Here is a 20576-nt window from a genome sequence, read left to right on the forward strand (position 1 = left end):
AGTTTTGATAGAAAAATATCCTTTGAAAGGTTCATATTTAGATGTCCTATACAATGGACAAAATTTTCATTTTGCGATTTGTAACCAAATGGGCATATTTCGCAAATAGAAGATTTTACCTTTTCCATTTCAACATTCATATTTCTTATCCCTAAATTCATAGGACACTTATAAACAATGCCATTCATGATATTCTTTTTCATACCGTTGTTATGAATAAATAGTTTTTTTTGTGTAAGAATCTTTTCTGTAAAGTATTCATCATAAATTGGCCGGATTTTCTTCAAATCATAAATTGCATTTTTAACTTCTTCTTTTGTTTCAAAAAGAAGTTCAGAAAGGTCTATTTCAAAAGTTGTAAGTTTATGATTTTGAATTTTTGCAAATTTTGCATCATCGACAGGATGTGAAACATAAATTTCCACTGCTATTGGTTTTCCGTTGAATTCAGAATATAAATCAGGTTTTATATCACCTAGATTCTTTTCTTGTTCTATATTCTCAACAGTTACAAATTCCATTTTTCCATTTACAAATGCCGGAATCATTTTTTCTTCCGTTATGATTTCTTTTGCAAGAAGATGTAATGCTGTTTGACTGCATTTTATATTATCATTTCCGCTTTCATGTGCAAAATGATGAGCTTTTACGTTGCCTTGTCTTGCAATCAGGGCTCCTTTACATTCGGAACAAAAACAGCCGCATTTTTTTCCATTTGGAACATCATCAATAAAAACTGATTTTCCAGATAAATCTATTGCTTGGAGGATATAGTGTTTTATCATCATTATCTTCCTCCTGTTTTATCTGCATTCATCATGTCTATTAAGCTACCATCACATTCTGGATAATGCTTGCAATAAACTAATGGTTCTTCATCATCTGGAAACTGTACAACATTTGCTTCTTTATAAAGATATTCTCTTCCACAATGGATGCAATGTACTTTTGTGTCCATTGTAAAATCTGTTTTAAGAGCATTTATACCTTTTTCAAGACCAGCTATCTTTGTTTGGCCATACATGATTGTTGGTGACAAAACTTTGAAATCAAGATAAGTACCTCTACAATTAGGATAGTTTTTGCAAACCACCATTGTTTTTGTTGAATCATTTTCTTTAATTACTTTAGACTGATTGAAATTAAATGCCTTATTGCAGTGTGTACAAAATACATAAGAATCTTTTCTTAAAATTCCATCAGGATTATTTTCATCAGAGAAATTATTTAATTCTGCAGTTTTTAATTTACCTGTAAGTAAAGAAATTTTATCAGCAGGAAGATTAACAATTTCTTTTCTATTGCCAAGATCAAAATACTGTCTTGCATAATCTAAAACAGCTTCATCTCCATACTGTAAAATACCTGTATAATACAAGGTCTCTTCCCAGTCTTGTACATCCTGTGTGTTTTTAAATCTGCGAAGTAATAATTCAGAAAGTTCCATTCGTGCTTCAGAGGCATGAATAAGCTCATCCCATTTCTTAAAGCCAACCATCTTTGCAATGTAGTGTTGTGCTCTTGCAAGCTTTATATCCTGTTCATCTTTATCATCTAATTCATAATAAAAGAACAGGTCGCCTACATCGTAGAACTTCCAATCATAGTGATAGGTAATAAATCCATCACTCTCAACTGTTTGGGTTTGGGTTTTCCAATCTTTTAAGAATTTCTTGGCTTCATTCTTAAAGAATTCTTCATGAGACATAATGATACTCCTTGAGCATCCTATTTATTGCGTTTGCTTTTTTTGCTAGTACCTTTAAGCAGCAATAACCTGATGCTCGTAGGTAATCATTAAGTAATAAGATATGGTATGATTTAATCTTCGCACTAGCTGCTAGCTCTACCATGGAACAAGTTTAACTATATAAAATCTATATAAAATAAGTCAATTACATGGTACAATTTTTTTAATGAAAACAGAAATTGATACTTTTATAGATAATTGTCCTTTTGTTGATTTTTCAGATGAAAATAAAGTTCATAATTATTCAGGCAAATTTTTATGGGACCTAAATAACAGCGCAAATCAAATTTTATACAATTCTTTATATAAAAAGACGCAGGAAGACTATTCTCAGCTTTGTAACAACAATGATTTGCAATCTCTTGCTTTATATAATGAAGAAATCAGAAAAATTTTTTACCGAATTGAAACTAAATATATTGAAAAGGGAAAAATAGCAAAGCACATATCAATTCTTCATAAGTTGATTCTAAAATCAATCACAAAATTGTCATCAATTATTACTTTGTATTGCTCAAAAAATTATTCAGATTGTTATTCGATTTATCGTAATATTTATGAGCATTTTATTATTTTTTCTTATGTTCTGAAAAATGAGGATATATCAGAAGCCTTTATTGATCATGCTTTTATGTCATATTATCTTATGTTGCAATCTAATGGGAATGCAGAAGAAGATGATAAACAAAAATTATCTAGATATCTAGAAAAATACGGTGATACTTTCAAATATGAATATGGGTGGGCTCAAAATAAACTTAAAAAAAATAATAAAGTTACTTTGACAGACTTAATTAGAAATTGTGAAAATGAAAACTTAATAAATACTTTTGCATTTTCATATACTTATGCTTGTAAATTTGTTCATGCTACATCTTATGCTGTATATACCGATGATGAAGACATATCTAGACAAATTAGTTTTCTTATTCGTAATACAATAGAAATGCTTCAGTATGAATTATGTTCTTTCTTAGATTGTCTTAAAATGATAACAAAAGATAAAGTTCTCTTAAAAAGTCTTATAAGTGAGTTTACAAAACTTTCTGTAGAATGCATAAAACATTTTGAAGCAGTTAAATAATCTAAAAAAGCCTTTATACTAGCTATTAAATTAAGTACGGACAAGCGATAGTAGCGGCGGCGAAGCCGTTCTGAAGCGAAAGCGGAAGAATGAAGCCGAAAGGCGGAACCGCGGATAGCGCGGTTTTTGCGAGAGCAAAAAAATGGCCTATAAAAATAAATAATCAGATGATATACAATCATTTTTTTGATATACTGTCTTTCCTATGGCAATTGATCTCGAAAGCTTAAAGAAGGAGCTGAACCCGGAGCAGTACCGCGCGGTTATTACGACTGAAGGCGCGATTTTGATTATTGCGGGGGCGGGCTCTGGAAAAACTCGCGTTATTACATTCAGAATTGCTCACATGCTTGATAAGGGGATTCCTCAGAGCCAGATTCTGGCGCTGACCTTTACGAATAAGGCTGCAAAGGAGATGGAAGAGCGAATTAAGGATTTGACTCAGCGTAAGCTGCAGAATCTTACGGTTTCGACCTTCCATGCTTTTGGTGTTAAGGTGCTCCGTCAGGATATTGAAAAGCTTGGTTACCGCGAAAACTTTTCTATTTATGATGAAACTGACCGCGTTGCCCTGATTAAGGAATGCGGCCGGGAACTAAAATACAGCCCTGAAGCCCTTGATATTTATAAAATCGGCCAGCTTATTTCCAACATTAAAACCGGCCGCAAGACCTGGGAAACTGCCAACGATATGTACCGTCCTCTTTATGAGTGCTATCAGGAAGGCCTTAAGCTTTATAACGCAGTTGACTTTGATGATCTGATTGTTTTGCCAATCAAACTTTTCCACGAAAATCCTGAGGTGCTTGCCCGTTACCGCGAGCGCTTTAAGTACATTATGGTTGATGAATTTCAGGATACCAGCCACCAGCAGTATGAGCTTATGCATCTGCTGGCAGACAAAAACGTTGCCGTAGTAGGGGATGATGACCAGTCCATTTACAGCTGGCGCGGTGCTGACTACCAGAATATAGTAAACTTTGAGCACGATTTTGACGTTACCGAAATCCGCCTGGAGCAGAATTACCGTTCAACAGGAACAATTCTTGATGCGGCAAACGGCGTTATCAGCCACAATACCAACCGCAAGGATAAAAAACTCTGGAGTGGAAACGGGGCAGGTAAGCCAATTGAAATCTTCATGCCGGAAAATGAAACTGACGAGGCAGATTTTATTTCCGAATCAATTCTTGGAATTGCGGGCGAAGAAAAACGCAAATTTGATGATTTTGGAATCCTTATCCGGGCAAATACCCAGAGCCGCTTTATAGAAGAGGCTCTTTTACAGAACAATATTCCCTATACCATGAGCGGTGGAACTTCCTTTTTTGAACGCAAGGAAATTAAGGATGTTATCAGCTATCTTCGTGTAATTTCTAACCATGATGATGATATAAATTTGCTGCGAATCATTAATACTCCTAGGCGGGGAATCGGACGTGCTGCAATTCAGGTTATTAACGATGCCGCAGAATTAAATGGCTGTACCCTCTGGAACGCAATTGATTATCTTATTCACGCAGAAGCTTCGGAGGCTAGTGATGCTCTTAAGCAGGATCTGGAAGACTTTGTAAATCTTATTGAAAGTCACCGTCAGAAGCTTTTGAGTGGCCGTGGTCTTGCAAATAAAGTCCGCCAGCTGGTAGAAGACATCAACTACAGGGATTATCTGATTACAGAATATCCTAAGAGTGAAAAGGCCGTTCGCTTTAAGCTTAATAATATCGAAATGTTTATCGGTATGATTGAGCGCTGGGAAAATAACCCTGAAAACCAGAACGCTAACCTTTACGCTTATCTGAATCGTGTTACCCTTATGTCCAGCGATGACTTGGATGATGAAGAAGCAAGTGGAAAAGTCAATTTAATGACTATTCACGCCTCTAAAGGTCTGGAATTTCCGGTTGTCTTTATTGCAGGTGTAGAAGAGGGACTCATTCCTCATGCCCGTTCTGTTGAAGAAAACGGCGGAGATGTAGAAGAAGAGCGCCGTCTTTTTTACGTTGCAATTACCCGTGCCCGCGATAAACTTTTTATGACAGCCTGCCAGAAGCGACGCAAATTACAGATGACTGTAGAAAGTGAACCAAGCCGCTTTCTGGATGAAATTCCTCAGAATCTTGTGGAATATCATGAGCCAAAGCAGCTCACCGAGGAAGAAACTGGCGAAATGTTCAGTAACTTCCTGGATAAGCTTAAGTCGCAGATGTAAAAAAAGGGGAGTCGTAACTCCCCCTTAATCTTTTAGTAGATAATAAATTCCAGCTTATATTTTCCTGGCATTATCTTATATTCCGCCAGAGTGTCAGGACCGCAGGCTCCGGTTCCAACCCCGCGAATTACAGCGTCCAGGTGCAGTGTATAATACCCGTTTTTCGCGCTGCAAGTCGGCGTGAGTTCACTACGGTGTTCGCATTTCCATAAATCCGCCTCAGTGTATCGGCTGTAATTAAAGCTGAAAGGTGCTTCGCTTTGAATGTGAAGAGGCTTAACTCCCTCTCCTTCAAGGTAGAGATAGCGGGTATCACAGCGGCTGCCGTTTTCCTGAGGAACAATATATGGAACTTCAAGCTCGCAGGCCTTTTTAGAGTAAAGTCCCAGTAGAGCGCCGTCCTTCCTGTCTGAATAACATTCTTGAGGACCTCGTCCGTACCAGTTTACCCTGTCGTATTCTGCCGGGATTTTCAGGCAAAGTCCTGCACGGGGATATTCTGCCATTGCAGGAGTCAGTTCAAAGTCTGCTGTGACTTTTACTGCAGGGCTTCCAGCCGGAGATTTTACACTTTCATAAGAAAGTTTTACGTCTGCAAGTTTTTCCTTCTTTTCTGCCTTGCTTCCGGTAAAAATCTCAAAGCCGCCTTTTCCGTCAGCTTTTACTTCTTCATTTGGTAAATCTTTTTTAAGCCATTCAACGGTAGGCTTATTAAAGAGAGAGAAAGGAAGAGGATTTTCATTAATCCTGTTAAGCTCTCGTTTTACACATTCGTTTTCTGTAAAGGAACGGAAAAGTTCAGGAGTAAGTTCTTTTGCAAGTTTATTAAGAGTACCTTCTTCAACTCCGGCTTCCTGGTTGAAAAGAGCTTTACTCAAATCAACTTTGTTTAATAAAACTTCGTCCAGTCCGAAAATCCAGCCGGCAGGAGAAAAAGATGTTTCGTTTTTATAGGCAAACTGGACATTCAAAAGGTATTCGCCGTCTGCTTTTGAAGTAAAATCTCCAGTTGGAATAGAGATTTCCTTCTTTTCGCCAGGCAGAACCTTTGAATCGCCAAGATGAACTTCGCCTTTTTTAACGCTGCAACCATTTTTCAAAATATTCCAGATAAGTTTTACGTTATCAAGACTTGTAAAATCAAAGCGGTTTTCAACTTCATATTTTCCGTTTGCGGCATCAAGTGGGCGGAAGAATATCGGCGCAAAGATTTTTTTACATTCTTCCATTGCAGGCTTTGTAGTCTGGTCAGGGAACATAATTCCGTTTAAACAGAAGTCGTAATCACTAGGCTTATCGCCAAAGTCACCACCGTACTTCCAGTATTTGCCTCCCTGAGGCTGACCGTCAGCTCCCAATGGTGCCTCAGCCGCTAAGCCCTGGTCAATCCAGTCCCAGATAAAGCCTCCTTGAAGTCCGTGGGTGCTGTAAATTGCCCGCCAGTAATCTCCAAGCGATCCGTTTGCATTTCCCATTGCGTGAGAATACTCGCACATAATAATAGGGCGGTAATCTTCTCGGCTAGTGGCATATTCTTTTATAAGGGCAATAGAAGGGTACATAGGGCCTATAAGATCTGTTAAGCCCTTACCGCGGGAAAGACTGTCTAAAGAAAAATCTCCCTGAGTAAAAGGAGGGCGGACAAAGCCTTCGTAATGAACAAGTCGGGTAGGGTCTACACGTCGAATCCAGGCCTGGGCTGCCACCTGATTCTGACCGTCTCCGCTTTCGTTACCAAGAGACCAGCCGAAAATACAGACATTATTTTTATCGCGGCGGACCATTCGCATAATTCGCTGCATGTAGGCATTTGTCCATTCATCATTACGGGTTATTACATCATAATTAGCGTGATTTTCAATATTTGCCTCATCCAGCACGTACATTCCGTAGCGGTTGCAAAGCTCATACCAGCGTTCATCATCAGGATAGTGGCAGGTACGAACGGCATTAAAATTGTAAGACTTCATAATATGAAGGTCTTTTACCATTTCTGCTGTTGTCAGAGTTTTTCCGTGGACTTCACTGTGTTCGTGTCGGTTCACACCTTTTATGTAAACCATCTTTCCGTTTATCAAAAGCTCGCGGTTTTTGATCTGAACTGATTTGAATCCTGTTGTAAAGCAGACTGATTCAATATGACGGCCAGGTTTTCCTCCGTCGGATTCATGAAGACTTACGCAGACAAGGTAAAGGTTAGGGTGCTCATGACTCCAGAGTTTTGGATTTTCAATTTTTATATGACTTCTGATTTGATTAAGGTTGAGGCGAAGGCATAAAGTTCCTGTTTTCCAGCCTTCTGCAATCTGTTTTCCTACACTTCCTTTTTGAACACTTCCATCCAGTTCGTAGACGGCATATTTTACGACTCGTTCAAATTTGTCGTTATCAGCATGATTAAAGCGGCTGATTTCTTTAGTCAGGTCACTGCGTCCAAGAGTTACGTAAAGAGGAATAATTCCGGTTGCCTTATCGCCAGCCTTATAGCCCTTAGTTTTTTTATCTTCGTGGAAGGCATTCTTAATTCCGTCAACATCTGCCGCAATTACAGGACCAGCTTCTTCAAGATGTGAAAGGGCAGAAACGTCTGCAATATAAGTATCTTCAGTTGTATAAAGATAAACGCTTCTGTGAATTCCTCCAAACCACCACTGGTCCTGATCTTCCACAAAAGAAGCATCCGAGTAGCGGATAACCTTAATGTCGATAGTAACTTCTTTTCCTTCTGCTACTGCATCTTTTATATAGTAAGAAATATCAAATTCACAAGGCAAACGGGTGTCTTTGCTGATTCCAGCCTGAATTCCGTTTACAAAAACCTGGGTAACGCTTTCTGCAGAACCGATATGAAGAACAACTCTGCGTCCCTTCCATTCAGATGGGATTTTTACCTTAAGGCGGTAAAGACCAGTTGGATTTTCTTCCGGCACATTTGGCGGAATTGTATCAAAAGGCATCTGAACGTTGGTGTAGTGGGGCTTATCCCAGCCTTGAAGAGACCAGGTTCCTGGAACATTAATCTTGTCCCATTTATTTACATCATTAAAAGAAAGCTCCGGATTTGTAGAAAAGGCAAAATCCCATTTTCCATCAAGATATTTTACAAAAGACGACTCTGTTTTTTCATGACTTTCAGGTCCTTCTGCACATTCTATTATAGAAGATTTTGCATCAGCAAAAGGAATAAGATGGCTTCTTGAAGGAAGACGATTTAAAGACTGTATTTCCGGATTTTCATAAAAGTTTTTCATATTTTAAGTTTAAGTCCAAAAATACTAAAAAATAAGGTATTTAAATACTAGGATTTTTTACCTTTCATTTTGATGATTCTGACTTAAACTGAAGACAATAAGATTTTAAAAATGTTTTTTCTTAGGAGGAAAAAATGAAAAAGACATTATGTGCTTTGTTAGGATTAGCCGCAATGGCTACCAGTTTTATAAGCTGTGGTGGCGGAAAAGCTGCAGCTAATAAGGACGTAACTTTAACAGTTTGGTGCTGGGATCCCCAGTTCAACATTTTTTCTATGAATGAGGCTGCTAAGATTTACAAAGAATCTCATCCAAATGTAAACATCAATGTAGTAGAAACCCCTTGGGATGACCTTCAGCAGAAACTCATTACATCACTTTCTGCAAATGATACATCATCTTTGCCTGATATCATTCTCTGTCAGGATAACGCAATCCAGAAGAATATGCAGAACTATCCAAAAGCTTTCTATCCTCTTGATGGAAAAGTAAAACTTGATGAATTTGCAAGCTTCAAAGTAGGCTATGGCGAAATGAACGGAAAGCACTATTCAGTTCCATTTGATAATGGTGCTACTGCTACATTCCTCCGTAAAGATATTATTGAACAGGCTGGCCTTAAAGTTGAAGATTTCAACGATATCACATGGTCTCGCTTTATTGAACTTGGAAAAATCGTAAAGGCTAAGACAGGAAAAGCTTTGATTTCTTATGTAGGAAACGAACCTGACTGTATCATGCTTATGCTCCAGTCTTGCGGAACATGGCTTTTTGATGCTGATGGAAAACCTTTCATGAAGAACAACGACATCCTTAAAAAATGTGTAAGCCTTTATGCAGAAATGATTAAGGAAGGCGTTTGTGTAACTGTAACAGACTGGAACGCTTACGTTGCAACAATCAACAACGGAACTGTAGCTTCTACAATCAACGGCTGCTGGATCGTTGGTACAATCGGAACTCAGCCAGACCAGAAAGGTAAGTGGGCTGTTGTAAGCACTCCAAAGGTTGACGGTGTTCCTTCTGCTGTAAACTACTCTAGCCAGGGTGGTTCAAGCTGGATGGTAATGAACAGCTCTAAACATGCTGATGTTGCTGCTGACTTCCTTAGCGCTACATTCGGTGGAAGCGTTGATTTGTATACAAAGATTTTGCCATCTGCTGGTGCAATCGCTACATGGCTCCCAGCTGCTTCTTCTCCAGCTTACGATGCTGCTAACGACTTCTTTGGTGGAGATAAAATCTACAAGAAGATCGTAGAATACTCTGGAAAAATCCCTCAGGTTAAATACGGTGTATTCAACTACGAAGCTCGTAACGCAATTGGTGTTGCAATGAGCGGAATCTTGAACGGTTCAAGCACAATCGATTCAGGTCTTGCAGATGCACAGAAGAACGTAGAGTTCTTGATGGGATATTAATTTTTAAGGGAGACGGATTTATCCGTCTCCCAATTATTAATGTGCATTTAAGGAAGTGCATATTAATAATTGTAAAAAAGTATTTTAAGGGAGTCTAATATGCCACTAGCAAAGAAACCAAGATCCTTGGAGCGAAAATACAGCATTGCAGGCTGGAACTTTGTTGCGCCAGCTTCAATTCTTATTTTCATTATGAGTTTTTACCCCATGATCCAGTCTTTCATTCTGTCTTTAAAAAGCGGAATGGGAAACAACCTTCAGTTTTCGGGGCTGCGAAACTACATGCGTCTTTTTCAGGACGAAATGTTTATTGCCGCAGTAAAAAACGTATTCATCTATTTTGTTTTCCAGGTGCCTATCATGCTCTTTCTTGCTCTGATTCTGGCATCAATTTTGAATGATCCCAAATTGAAATATAAGGGACTTTTCAGAACCCTGGTTTTTCTTCCTTGTGCAACTTCCCTTGTAAGTTCTGCCCTTATTTTTAAATCCCTTTTCAGTCTGGACGGACTTGTAAACGTTCTTTTTGTAAAATGGGGAATCCTCGACGAAGCCTTCAACTGGCTTGATGATCCAATCTGGGCAAAGGTTGTAATCATCCTTACAATCACCTGGCGCTGGACTGGTTACAATACAGTATTCTTCCTTGCAGGTCTTCAGAATATTGACTCAAGTATTTACGAGGCTGCCCGCATTGACGGTGCAAATCCTATTCAGTCTTTCTTTAAGATTACACTTCCTCAGCTTAAACCTGTAATTCTTCTTACAGCAATTATGTCTACAAACGGTACACTGCAGCTCTTTGATGAAGTTCGTAACCTTACCGGTGGCGGCCCTGGAAATGCAACCCTTACAATCTCTCAGTATATTTACAATCTGTCTTTCAGATTCAACCCGCAGTTCGGATATGCTGCAACAGTTTCTTATGCAATCTTGATTCTTGTTGCGCTCCTTTCATTCATACAGCTTAAATTAGGAGATAGAGAATAATGAGTAGATTAACAAAAAAATCAAATATTTTTAGAACTGCAGAATATACTTTTATTGTTATAGTTTGTCTGCTTTCAATTTTTCCTTTCTACTGGATGATTGCAGGTGCTACAAACAATTCTGTTGATGTAATTACCGGAAAAATCACACCGGGTACAGCACTTTTAAGCAATATCCGTAATATTCCAAAAGGACTTCCACGTGCTTTCTGGAACTCAATAAGAACTTCTGCAATTCAGACCTTGTTGAGCATTTTTGTATGTTCTATGGCAGGTTACGGCTTTCAGATTTACCGTGATAAGGCAAAGACCCGCCTTATGAACATTCTTCTTCTTTCAATGATGATTCCGCTTGCTACAACAATGGTTCCGCTTTTCAAAATGTTCAGTTCGGTTCATCTTTTGAACTCAACTATGGGCTTTGTTCTACCGGGTGTTTCTACTGCCTTTTTGATTTTCTTCTTCCGCCAGAATTCTGTAAGCTTCCCTGTTGAAACAATTCAGGCTGCCCGTGTAGACGGTTTGAATGAACTTCAGATTTATATCCGTGTTTACGTTCCGATTATGGCTCCAACCTTTGCTGCAGCCGCAATCGTTACCTTTATGACTGCCTGGAATAACTACATGTGGCCGCTTATCGTAATGCAGAATCAGAAGATGCAGACTATGCCGCTTCTGGTATCTGGTCTTACTGCCGGCTACGTTACCGACTACGGTCTTTTGATGCTCTGTGTATCAATTATGACAATCCCGACTGTAGTTCTCTTCTTCAGTCAGCAGAAGAAGTTCATTGAAGGTGTTACAGGCTCGGTAAAATAAGGTAAAATCTACCTTAAAAAAAACTTGCGTGCGGAACCCTGTTTTGTTCCGCCGAGAAATGCAGGAACGCGGTATGAAAAAGAAATCTTTTTTCGTTACCGCGTTTTTATTTATGGGTAGCTGTCTGCTAGCGTTTCTATGCTACACAAAACAGGGCTCCGCACTCCGTTTTTTTTATAAGCAGTCCTACACCTTATTAGCCAGTTTAATAATTTCAAACCTGTCCTTAACGCCAAGCTTTGAATAAATCGTACTTACCTGGTTTCTTACTGTCTGCAGCGCCAGATCCAGCTCTTCTGCAATTTCGTCATTATCGTGGCCGGTTGCAATAAGAGCGAAAATCTGGCGTTCGCGTTTTGTAAGGGTCTTTAGCCATTCAAATTTTTTTTCAGCCGCTTCATTTAACAGATTTTCATCAGCTTCTTTTGTTTTTTCAGAATCTTTTACATCCCCGTCAGAAGCAGTCGAACCTACAAACTGAGCCTGAATCATCTTTTGAACAATGCTTGGGCTTATCTGTAAAACCCCTGATTTCAAGGCCCTTATGCTCATAATCAACTCGGTAGGGGATAAATCTTTTAATAAATATCCGCTTGCTCCGCTCAAAAGGGCTTCGCGTACGTAAGCATCTTCATCATAAGTAGAAAGCATAATGATAAGGATTTCAGGATGCTTTGATTTAATTATTTTTACAGCCTCAATGCCGTTCATTTCCGGCATATTAATATCCATAAGAATTACATCGGGCTTTTCTATTTCGCAAAATTTTACTGCTTCACGTCCATTACAGGCCTTGCTGACTACTCTCATATCTTCAGCATAGTTATTCAAAAAGGTGCACAAACTTTCGGTAAAAAGGCTCTGGTCGTCCACCAGCATCAATTTCAACTTTTCCATATCTAAAATTATAACACAGTTTGCCATTTTGATGTATAATAAAAAAATGCTTCATTCAAGACGTTTTAGTTTAGAAATAAAAGATTCAGCTTTTCTTCTCCGTGTTTTTCCTTTTTTGTAGTTCTTTGCTTATGTTTTATAACTTTTACAAATTTCCTAAATCTTTTCTGCTTTTCTCCTTTGCGTGATTACAATATCAAATCTTCGACTTCAGATTTTTTTACCGTAAAAATCTTTTTTTCTTACTTTTTATTCTTTTTTTCTTCTATATATAATAAGCGCCTATGCAATTCTTTTTGTTGATAATTTCTATTCAAAAATTCTTTTCTATGTGCTGGGGCTGACTTCTGCCTGTCTTATGGCTTATTCGACAAATCAGACTTTTACCCTCAAACTTTTCATTTATGTTTCTTTTTTAATCTGCACGGTTTATGGCTATAAATTTGGAGTAAAGCTTATTACAAGTTCTACAGCCTTAATGTTTTTCAGCGTAATTGAAGCTATTTCAGGTTTTTCTGCTGCAGGGGGTAGTGTAAAGGGCTTTGTAAAAACCTTCAGCGAAATTAATTCTGTCGTTTTTACAATGACGCTTTGTACCATAATGGCCATGATTTTAAAGCAGGTGGCAAAAAATTATATTCTTACTTCTGAAACTGTTCGTCACCAGAATCTTGTAATGAATCAGATGTCCGAACTCAACAACAAGCTTCAGGAATATGCAAAAAATCATGGTGAAGAAGCGGTACAGAACGAGCGAATGAGAATTACCCGCGACATGCACGATTCCTGTGGTTATGCCTTTGTAAACATCACGGCAATTATTGATGCCATTATGAGTAATCCAGAAATTGAAAGAGATAAACTTTCTGATACTCTTTTAACTGTGCGAAACCTTGCTTCAAACGGTCTTAAGGAAACCCGAAAGACCCTGCGTCAGATCCGCGAAGTTGAATCACCAACTCAAAATAACCTTACAGCCATTTTTGAAATTAAACGCATTTTTCAGCAGATTACCGGAATCAACGTGGACATTCAGAGCGGTAACCTTAAGGAAAACTACGGAATCACAATAAATGCAATAATCATGCATACCCTGCAGGAAGGCCTTACAAATGCAATCCGCCACGGCCGGGCAAAAAATATTTACGTTACCTTTTGGGACGATGTAAATCTTCTTACAATGGTAATAAAAGATGACGGAATTGGTTCTAAAGAGGTTGTAAAAGGAATCGGACTTGCGGGTATGGAAGAGCGCCTCAGTAAGGTCATGGGAAAGCTTGAAGTTTCAACTCCAAAAGAGGGCGGCTTCAGACTGGAAATAAAAATCCCTCTGGTAAATATTGCTGCAGATGAACTGAAGTTGTAAATGCGAAAATCAGATTTACACTGCAATGCTGATTTTAAATTTTTCTTGCAATTAATAAAAACTGCCTTATAATAAATTTTGACACATAAAAAAATGTTCTTATAAAAAATGGGATGATTTTTCTTTTGGGAGGGAAAATGAAGAAATTTTTTTCCTTATGTGTCATTTTTGTTTTATTTGGTTTTGCTCTTTTTGCAGAGCAGAATTACCTGGTAAGGGCCGTTTCTGGTAAAGTTACCTATAGAGAAAAAGACGGCACCTGGAGTCCTGTAAAGGTCGGAATGAGAATGACGGATTCAATGAAGGTTGCAACCGGCTTGAATTCTACGATGGTAGTTGTTTCTGGCGCAGAAAACTCAATCGTAATTCTCCCGCTTAAAACAGGCAGCTTAAAAGATGTGGTTGCTTACAGTACAGACAACAATCTTATGAAAAATGTTGCCTTGAAAAATTAAGCAAGCTATTCTAGTTTGCAACTATTAAAGTTGTTACCCCCTGTCCTGCGGTAGGTTCCGCAGGACTTTTTTTTTGCCGCAAATACGATATAATATAATATATGATTTTATATTCTTGGAAAGACATTCAGAATTCAGTTTCAAAAGAAGAATCGCCTCTGGAACTTCTTGCAGGCTCTGGCATTTCAATCGGAAGTTTCGACGGGCTTCATCTTGGCCACAGAAGAATTATTCAGGAACTTGTAAATCTGTGTCAGAAGGAAAACCTTCTTCCGGGAATTGTAACTTTTAAGCGACCACTTCCTCTTTATAAACATTCGGCAGACTATGCAGGCGATGTTTCTACTCTGGAACAGCGTCTTAATATAATGGAAGAACTTGGAATAAAATTTGCAATTGTTCTTGATTTTACTGATGAAATTGCAAAGATCAGCGGTCATGAATTCCTTACAATTTTGAAAAATGTCTGCAATATGAAAGTTTTTGTAGAAGGTGAGGATTTCCGCTGCGGCTATAAGGGCGCTACCGATATGACTGCCATAAAATACTGGGCAGAGCAGAACGAAGTAAAAACAAGTTTCCTTCCTCAGGTTTTGTATAAACCCGGGGCAGATGAAGAAGAACGTATCTCATCTTCCTACATCCGCTCAATGATAAAAAAAGGTTTCTTTTCTACTGCAAATGAACTTTTATGCCGGGACTATGAGCTGGACTTAAAAAAATGTACCCAGCGTTCGGAAGACAAACTTCATATTTCAAAAACAGAAATTACCCAGGTTCTTCCTCCTGCTGGCGTTTACCGAGTAAAGAATGAAAGTGCAGAAGCAATCCGTTTGGAAATTACTGAAAATGAGCTGATTTTTGACGTGATGAGCAATCTGACATGGGTAAGTTTTTAGTAAAAGACTCGGCTACCTTGATTAAATCTTTGTAATATTTTATCATAATTAAATCTGTTTATACGATTTACTTTGTGATTTCTTTCCAGAAACCCGGAAATTGACCTGCAAGGTTTTTCGCGAATGCAGATATATTTTAATATTTTTTAAGGGGTTCCAAAATGGCACTTTCAAAAGAAACAACAGCCGCAACTGTAAAACAGTACGGTGTAAAAGACACAGACACTGGTAACGTAAAAGTTCAGATCGCTTTGCTTACTCAGCGTGTAGCACAGCTTACAGCACACTCAAAAGCATTCCCAAAAGATGCTTGTGGTAAACGTGCTCTTCTTAAAGTTGTTGGTCAGCGTCGTAAGATGCTCCGCTATTTTGAACGCACAGACCTCGAAGGTTACCGTGCATTCATCAAAGAGCTTGGTCTCCGCAAATAAGTCAGGTTCTTTACTGTAAAATCCCGCCTGGTTCGTCCCGCGGGATTTTTTTTGTTTTAAAAACCTCTTCTTAAAAAAGGTGAGTTAACTCATAGAAAACCAGTGAGTTAACTCACTGAAATTTAGTGGGTAAAACTCACTGTTAATTTTTTTTTAAATTAATCATACTAAGCAGGCAATAAAAAAGAGGTTTAGTATAAAAAAAATAAAACCATAAAAAGAGAGTTTATCATTTTATTTTTTCGTCCGCCTGAAATGTTAAAAAAAACTATTAATTCAGGCGGACTTTTTATATATTAAAATAAGGCATGATTATGAGTGAAAAAATTAAATATAGTCTTACCCTTTGTGTTTGCGTGCTGCTTGCAGGAATTATGGATTTTGCGGTTGCTACTCTTTTTCAGGATTTTCTGCATGTGCCCCTTTTCTTTGATACGATTTTTCTGATAGCGGTTCTTTTTTCTTTCGGGCCTCTTGCTTCCTTTATAGTCTATGTTATTAATATTTCAATTGTCTGTCTTAAACTTGAACTATTATACGGAAAAACTGATTATGTCTGGGTTTATTCACTTTCTGCTTTTGTTATCATTCTGATTACCTGGCTTTTTATCCGTAAAGAAGAAAATCTTAAGAAGGGCGTTAATCATACTTTTATCTATATTCTTACAGCGTCAGTTTCTGCAGCACTTGTATGTTCTGTCGTTTCCGGCTTCATAAGTTATTTTACTTTCAGAATGAATGTGGGCAATTGGACCTTTGATAAGCTGATTTTTGCCTTCAGCGGAGAATACATGGATGTGCTTACGTCTTGTATTGTAGGACGATTTCCAATTATTATTCTGGACAGAATTATCACAACCTTTGCAGGTTTTGGAATTCATCTTCTTTTTATTGCTTTTGCTAAAAAGCACAGACTGTTAAAGGAAACTTTTTAATTTATGAAGAAATTTTATACCATTTCTATCCTTTCAATTTTTATATTGATTTTTACAGCCTGTTCCGGGGTAGAAAATAAGAATCACTTTTATTCTGCAGAAAATATTTATGAAAGCTGGCTTTATTTTAATGACTGGCGGGATATAAAATCCTGCAGAGAGTTCATTAATCGGCTTGAGAATTTCAGGCCTGAAAAATTTTCTTCCTACCCGGAATTAAAGGAAGTTACAAAAAATCAGCTTGAGCAGTGCCTTTCTTACAGCCGCATTCTTCTTGTTCTTATGGAAAATCCTGAAGAAAACAAGCTGGAAATTGAAAAAGCCCTTGAGCAGATTGATTTTCTTATGCTTTCTTACCTTAGGAACGTGAATTTTGCCCTGGATGATACCCATCAGAAAATTTTTACTTATTTTATCTGGTTTTTTGCAACTATTCTTGTCGGAGGTGCAATTCTTATTTATCTGAACATTCTTGAAATTAAGCGCCGTGATAAAATCATTTTTGATTCTGAACAGTTTCTTCACCATTCTATGGAAGTGCAGGAATCCGAACGTAAAAGAATTTCCCGGGAACTTCACGATACGGTTGCTCAGAGCTTAAAGTATGTTTCTCTTCTTGCAGAAAATCTTGAAGACAAGGAAGCTGCAAAAAAAAATCATACAGACCCAAAATCAGAATATCGAAAATATCAGAATGCTCTGCTATAACCTCACTCCGCCTAATATCAGTAGCAATGATATGATTTCTGCTCTTGAAGTTCTGGGACAGAAGACTTTTAACGGAAACGGCAAGGATTTTCAGTTCAGAATTGTCTGCGAAAATTCCGTTGATTTTTCAAAATGGAGCTCGGAACAGCTTATGCATATTTACCGCATTGTTCAGGAGGCTTTTCAGAATATTCAGAAGCATGCTCACGCAAGCGAAGTTACAGTTTTCTTTAAATCTCATCATATCGACGGGCTTAAAATCATAATTTCTGATGATGGAATTGGAATGAGTGAAAAGCTTTTGAATCAGATTAATAACGGCATTTTTGACAAAATAGAAAAACTTCACTTTGGACTTAGAAACATTGTGGAGCGGGCTCAGCTTTTGGGTGGAAAAGTAAGCTTCCGTGCGGAAGAGGAGTGTGGAACTCAGATTACCGTTGTTCTGGATAAGTGATTTTTGAGGCATAAAATGAGTAAAACTTTCTATATAATTGATGATCATCAGATGCTGCGGCTTGGAACTTCAAGCTGGCTTACTTCTAATTCGGACTGGCTTTGTGCAGGTTCTGCGGGAACTCATGAGGCTGCTTTTTCTGATTTTGAAAAGTTTGCTGACAGGGGGGAATTGCCTTCTCTTGTAATCTGCGATTTGAACTTTTACGGAGAAAATACAGGTTTTGATTTTATAAAGGAACTTTGTACTCTTTATCCTTCCTTAAAAATCCTTGTTTATTCCATGTTTTTTGCGGGCGGATTTGTAAAAAATGCCATAAGTGCAGGGGCAGCCGGATATATTTCTAAAAATGCGAATTCAAAGACTCTTCTTGAAGGAATGGAAAAAATTTTGAAGGGCGATATTTTTATTCAGGAAGAACTGCAGCCAAATCTTATAAAATACAATACTTTTACAGATGCCCTTACAAAGCGTGAAAAAGAAGTAATGGGACTTTTACTGCGCCATCTTTCAAATGAACAGATTTCTGAGCAGCTGGGAATAAAAAAACGGGCGGTGGAAAATTATATTTCCAGCATTTATGAAAAGACCGGCGTAAATGACAGAAGTGAGCTTGAAAAACGGTATGGAGAGTAGGGAAATCTTCCATTGATTAAAAGCATTTTATGGCTTAAAATGAACTATTATTATTTTGAATATTAGTGTAACTAATAAATAGAAAAAAGCATGCGTCGGATGTAGTGACGTATGTAGGAGTAAAATTTATGTCTGTAGAAAGAGTAACCTACAAACTTGGAGATGCCGATCTCATCCTCGAAACAGGAAAAATCGGTAAACAGGCTAACGGATGCGTTTATGCTCAGTGGGGTGGAGCCGCAGTTATCGCAACAATTTGTGCTTCATCAAGCGTAACAGAAGGTCAGGATTTTGTGCCTGTTACTGTTGAGTACAACGAAAAATTCTATGCTGCCGGAAAAATCCCTGGCGGATTTGTAAAGCGCGAAGGTCGTCCAAAGGATAAGGAAATTTTGGTAAGCCGCCTTATCGACCGTCCTATGCGCCCACTTTTTGAGCCATCTTTTGGTCACGAACTTCAGATTGTTCCAACTTGTGTTTCTTGTGATGGCGTTCACACTCAGGATATTCTTGCTGTAATTGCCGCTTCTGCTGCAACTACAATTTCTGATATTCCTTTCCACGGCCCGGTTGCTGCCTGCCGTATTGGATACTTGAATGGTGAATACATTGTAAACCCAACTTTCAAACAGATTGAAGAATCTGAACTTGAAATTGTTGTTGCCGGAACTAAAGACGGATTTACAATGGTTGAAGGTGGTGCAAACGAAGTTTCTGAAGATGTAATGCTTGGAGCTTTGGAAAAGGCACAGGCTTTCATTTCTGATATGTGTAAACTTCAGGAAGAACTTGCCGCTAAAGCTGGTAAAGAAAAGCTTCCTTTGAATCCTCTTGATGTAACTTTGGCTAACGCTGAACAGATTGAAGCTGAAGCAACTCCACTCCTTAAAGAAGCCTGCTTCCAGGATGGAAAAATGGCCCGCGGCAAGGCTATTGCAAAAGTTGAAAAAGAACTTGCTGCAAAATATGCTGAACAACTTGAAGATCCAATTCAGGCTAAATTGTTCATGACTTTGATGGACGATATTCAGTACAAGCTTCTCCGTAAATCTATTCTTGATGACGGTGTACGTATTGATGGTCGTAAGACTGACGAAATCCGTCCTATCACTTGTGAAGTAAACGTATTGCCAACTCCACACGGATCGGCTCTCTTTACTCGTGGTGAAACACAGTCTCTTGCTGTTTGTACTTTGGGTACTGCAATGGATGAACAGTCTTATGATGATATTGATGGAGACAGAAGCGAGCACTTCATCCTTCACTATAACTTCCCTCCATACTCAGTTGGTGAAACTGGTAAGCTTACAACAGGCCGCCGCGAAATTGGTCACGGAAATCTTGCCCGCCGCTCACTTGCTGCTATGGTTCCAAGCCGCGAAGAGTTCCCTTACACAATCCGTGTAGTTTCTGAAATCATGGAATCTAACGGTTCTTCATCACAGGCTTCTACTTGTGGTGGTACTCTCTGTATGCTGGCTGCCGGCGTTCCAATGAAGAAGATGGTAGCTGGTATTGCTATGGGTCTTATTACAGAACCTGAGGGAGACAATCCTTACGGACGTTACTCAATCCTTTCTGATATCCTTGGTGAAGAAGACCACCTTGGTGATATGGACTTCAAGGTAGCCGGAACAAAAGACGGTATTACTGGTTTCCAGATGGATATTAAGATTGCCGGTGTAACAACTGAAATTATGAAGAAGGCTATGGAACAGGCTCGTCAGGGTCGTTTGCACATCCTTTCTATCATGGAAAAATGCATTGATAAACCAGCTCCTTTGGCTAAGAACGCTCCACAGATTCTTACAATGAAGATTCCTGTAGACAAGATTGGCGCTTTGATCGGACCTGGCGGAAAGAACGTTAAGGCTCTCTGTTCTCAGTATGATGTAACAATCAACACTGATGATGACGGAACTGTAACAATCTATGCTAAGAACGGAATGAACGCAGAAGCTGCTCAGAAGGCTGTAAAGGGTATTACAGAAGATCCAGAAGTAGGAACAATCTATCAGGGAACTGTAAAACGCATTATGGAATTCGGCGCTTTCGTAGAAATCCTTCCGGGAAAAGAAGGTCTCTGCCACATTTCAAAACTCAGCCGCCAGCGCGTAAGCAAGGTAACAGACGTTTTGAAAGAAGGTCAGGTAATTCCTGTAAAATTGCTTGAAGTTGACAAGCAGGGAAGATTGAACCTTTCTTATGTTGATGCTTTGGAAGAAAAGAAATAATTTTTTTCTAAGTTAGGTAAAGGCTGTCCGTG

18 protein-coding genes are annotated in these 20576 nt (G+C 38.5%); 14 read left to right on the top strand and 4 right to left on the bottom strand.

The genetic code is table 11. The features are described from left to right. Positions 1-788: competence protein CoiA family protein (locus MSI_RS13875; RefSeq protein ID WP_081481353.1), on the bottom strand; the 788-nt coding region annotated here is incomplete at its 3' end. Next, positions 788-1708, bottom strand: a complete 921-nt coding sequence (locus tag MSI_RS13880) for a hypothetical protein (protein WP_009104452.1) — start codon at positions 1706-1708, stop codon at positions 788-790. The genes MSI_RS13875 and MSI_RS13880, both read right to left, overlap by 1 nt. Positions 1709-1916: 208 nt before the next feature. On the opposite strand from MSI_RS13880, the gene MSI_RS05300 reads away from it, so the two are divergent. Both MSI_RS05300 and MSI_RS05305 read left to right on the top strand, forming a co-directional pair. After that, positions 1917-2834: a DUF5677 domain-containing protein gene (locus MSI_RS05300; RefSeq protein WP_009104453.1), complete on the top strand. Its 918-nt coding sequence runs from the start codon at positions 1917-1919 to the stop codon at positions 2832-2834. Between the two features lie 205 nt (positions 2835-3039). Continuing rightward, a complete protein-coding gene (locus MSI_RS05305) occupies positions 3040-5046 on the top strand; it encodes an ATP-dependent helicase (protein WP_009104454.1) in 2007 nt (668 codons plus the stop codon). A 32-nt stretch (positions 5047-5078) separates the two neighbouring features. On the opposite strand, the gene MSI_RS05310 is transcribed toward MSI_RS05305, so the two are convergent. After that, the gene (locus tag MSI_RS05310; protein ID WP_009104455.1) at positions 5079-8297 is read right to left on the bottom strand and encodes a glycoside hydrolase family 2 TIM barrel-domain containing protein; all 3219 of its coding nucleotides are present in this window, start codon (positions 8295-8297) and stop codon (positions 5079-5081) included. A gap of 134 nt (positions 8298-8431) precedes the next feature. Here MSI_RS05310 and MSI_RS05315 point away from each other — a divergent pair, with 134 nt between their 5' ends. The 3 genes from MSI_RS05315 to MSI_RS05325 all read left to right on the top strand — a co-directional run bounded on the left by MSI_RS05315 (position 8432) and on the right by MSI_RS05325 (position 11526). Next, entirely contained in the window at positions 8432-9718 is a 1287-nt protein-coding gene (locus MSI_RS05315; RefSeq protein ID WP_009104456.1) for an ABC transporter substrate-binding protein, read from the top strand. A 99-nt stretch (positions 9719-9817) separates the two neighbouring features. Then, entirely contained in the window at positions 9818-10708 is an 891-nt protein-coding gene (locus MSI_RS05320; RefSeq protein ID WP_009104457.1) for a carbohydrate ABC transporter permease, read from the top strand. Beyond that, complete coding sequence (locus MSI_RS05325; protein ID WP_009104458.1) at positions 10708-11526, top strand: carbohydrate ABC transporter permease; 819 nt, start codon at positions 10708-10710, stop codon at positions 11524-11526. Before MSI_RS05320 ends, MSI_RS05325 begins: the two co-directional genes overlap by 1 nt. A gap of 186 nt (positions 11527-11712) precedes the next feature. Here the strand turns inward: MSI_RS05325 and MSI_RS05330 are convergent, their stop codons facing one another. Next, positions 11713-12423 (bottom strand): response regulator transcription factor, encoded by a 711-nt coding sequence (locus tag MSI_RS05330; protein WP_039924359.1) that lies wholly within the window; start codon positions 12421-12423, stop codon positions 11713-11715. Positions 12424-12781: 358 nt separating this feature from the next. On the opposite strand from MSI_RS05330, the gene MSI_RS05335 reads away from it, so the two are divergent. The 9 genes from MSI_RS05335 to pnp all read left to right on the top strand — a co-directional run bounded on the left by MSI_RS05335 (position 12782) and on the right by pnp (position 20544). Continuing rightward, complete coding sequence (locus MSI_RS05335) at positions 12782-13789, top strand: sensor histidine kinase (RefSeq protein WP_009104462.1); 1008 nt, start codon at positions 12782-12784, stop codon at positions 13787-13789. 137 nt (positions 13790-13926) lie between these two features. Beyond that, entirely contained in the window at positions 13927-14244 is a 318-nt protein-coding gene (locus MSI_RS05340) for a hypothetical protein (protein WP_009104464.1), read from the top strand. Positions 14245-14345: 101 nt separating this feature from the next. Beyond that, a complete protein-coding gene (locus MSI_RS05345) occupies positions 14346-15143 on the top strand; it encodes an FAD synthetase family protein (RefSeq protein WP_009104466.1) in 798 nt (265 codons plus the stop codon). A 161-nt stretch (positions 15144-15304) separates the two neighbouring features. Next, positions 15305-15574, top strand: a complete 270-nt coding sequence (gene rpsO, locus MSI_RS05350; protein WP_009104468.1) for a 30S ribosomal protein S15 — start codon at positions 15305-15307, stop codon at positions 15572-15574. A gap of 314 nt (positions 15575-15888) precedes the next feature. Then, the gene (locus MSI_RS05355; RefSeq protein WP_009104471.1) at positions 15889-16509 is read left to right on the top strand and encodes a hypothetical protein; all 621 of its coding nucleotides are present in this window, start codon (positions 15889-15891) and stop codon (positions 16507-16509) included. Between the two features lie 3 nt (positions 16510-16512). Continuing rightward, the gene (locus MSI_RS05360; RefSeq protein WP_009104473.1) at positions 16513-17217 is read left to right on the top strand and encodes a histidine kinase; all 705 of its coding nucleotides are present in this window, start codon (positions 16513-16515) and stop codon (positions 17215-17217) included. After that, positions 17204-17674, top strand: a complete 471-nt coding sequence (locus MSI_RS05365) for a sensor histidine kinase (protein WP_009104475.1) — start codon at positions 17204-17206, stop codon at positions 17672-17674. Before MSI_RS05360 ends, MSI_RS05365 begins: the two co-directional genes overlap by 14 nt. 15 nt (positions 17675-17689) lie before the next feature. Further along, complete coding sequence (locus MSI_RS05370) at positions 17690-18310, top strand: response regulator transcription factor (protein ID WP_009104478.1); 621 nt, start codon at positions 17690-17692, stop codon at positions 18308-18310. A gap of 128 nt (positions 18311-18438) precedes the next feature. Beyond that, positions 18439-20544, top strand: coding sequence for a polyribonucleotide nucleotidyltransferase (gene pnp, locus MSI_RS05375; RefSeq protein ID WP_009104480.1), 2106 nt, complete (start codon positions 18439-18441; stop codon positions 20542-20544). The last annotated feature ends 32 nt before the right edge of the window (positions 20545-20576 follow it).

Source organism: Treponema sp. JC4, assembly GCF_000260795.1.
GTDB lineage: Bacteria > Spirochaetota > Spirochaetia > Treponematales > Treponemataceae > Treponema_D.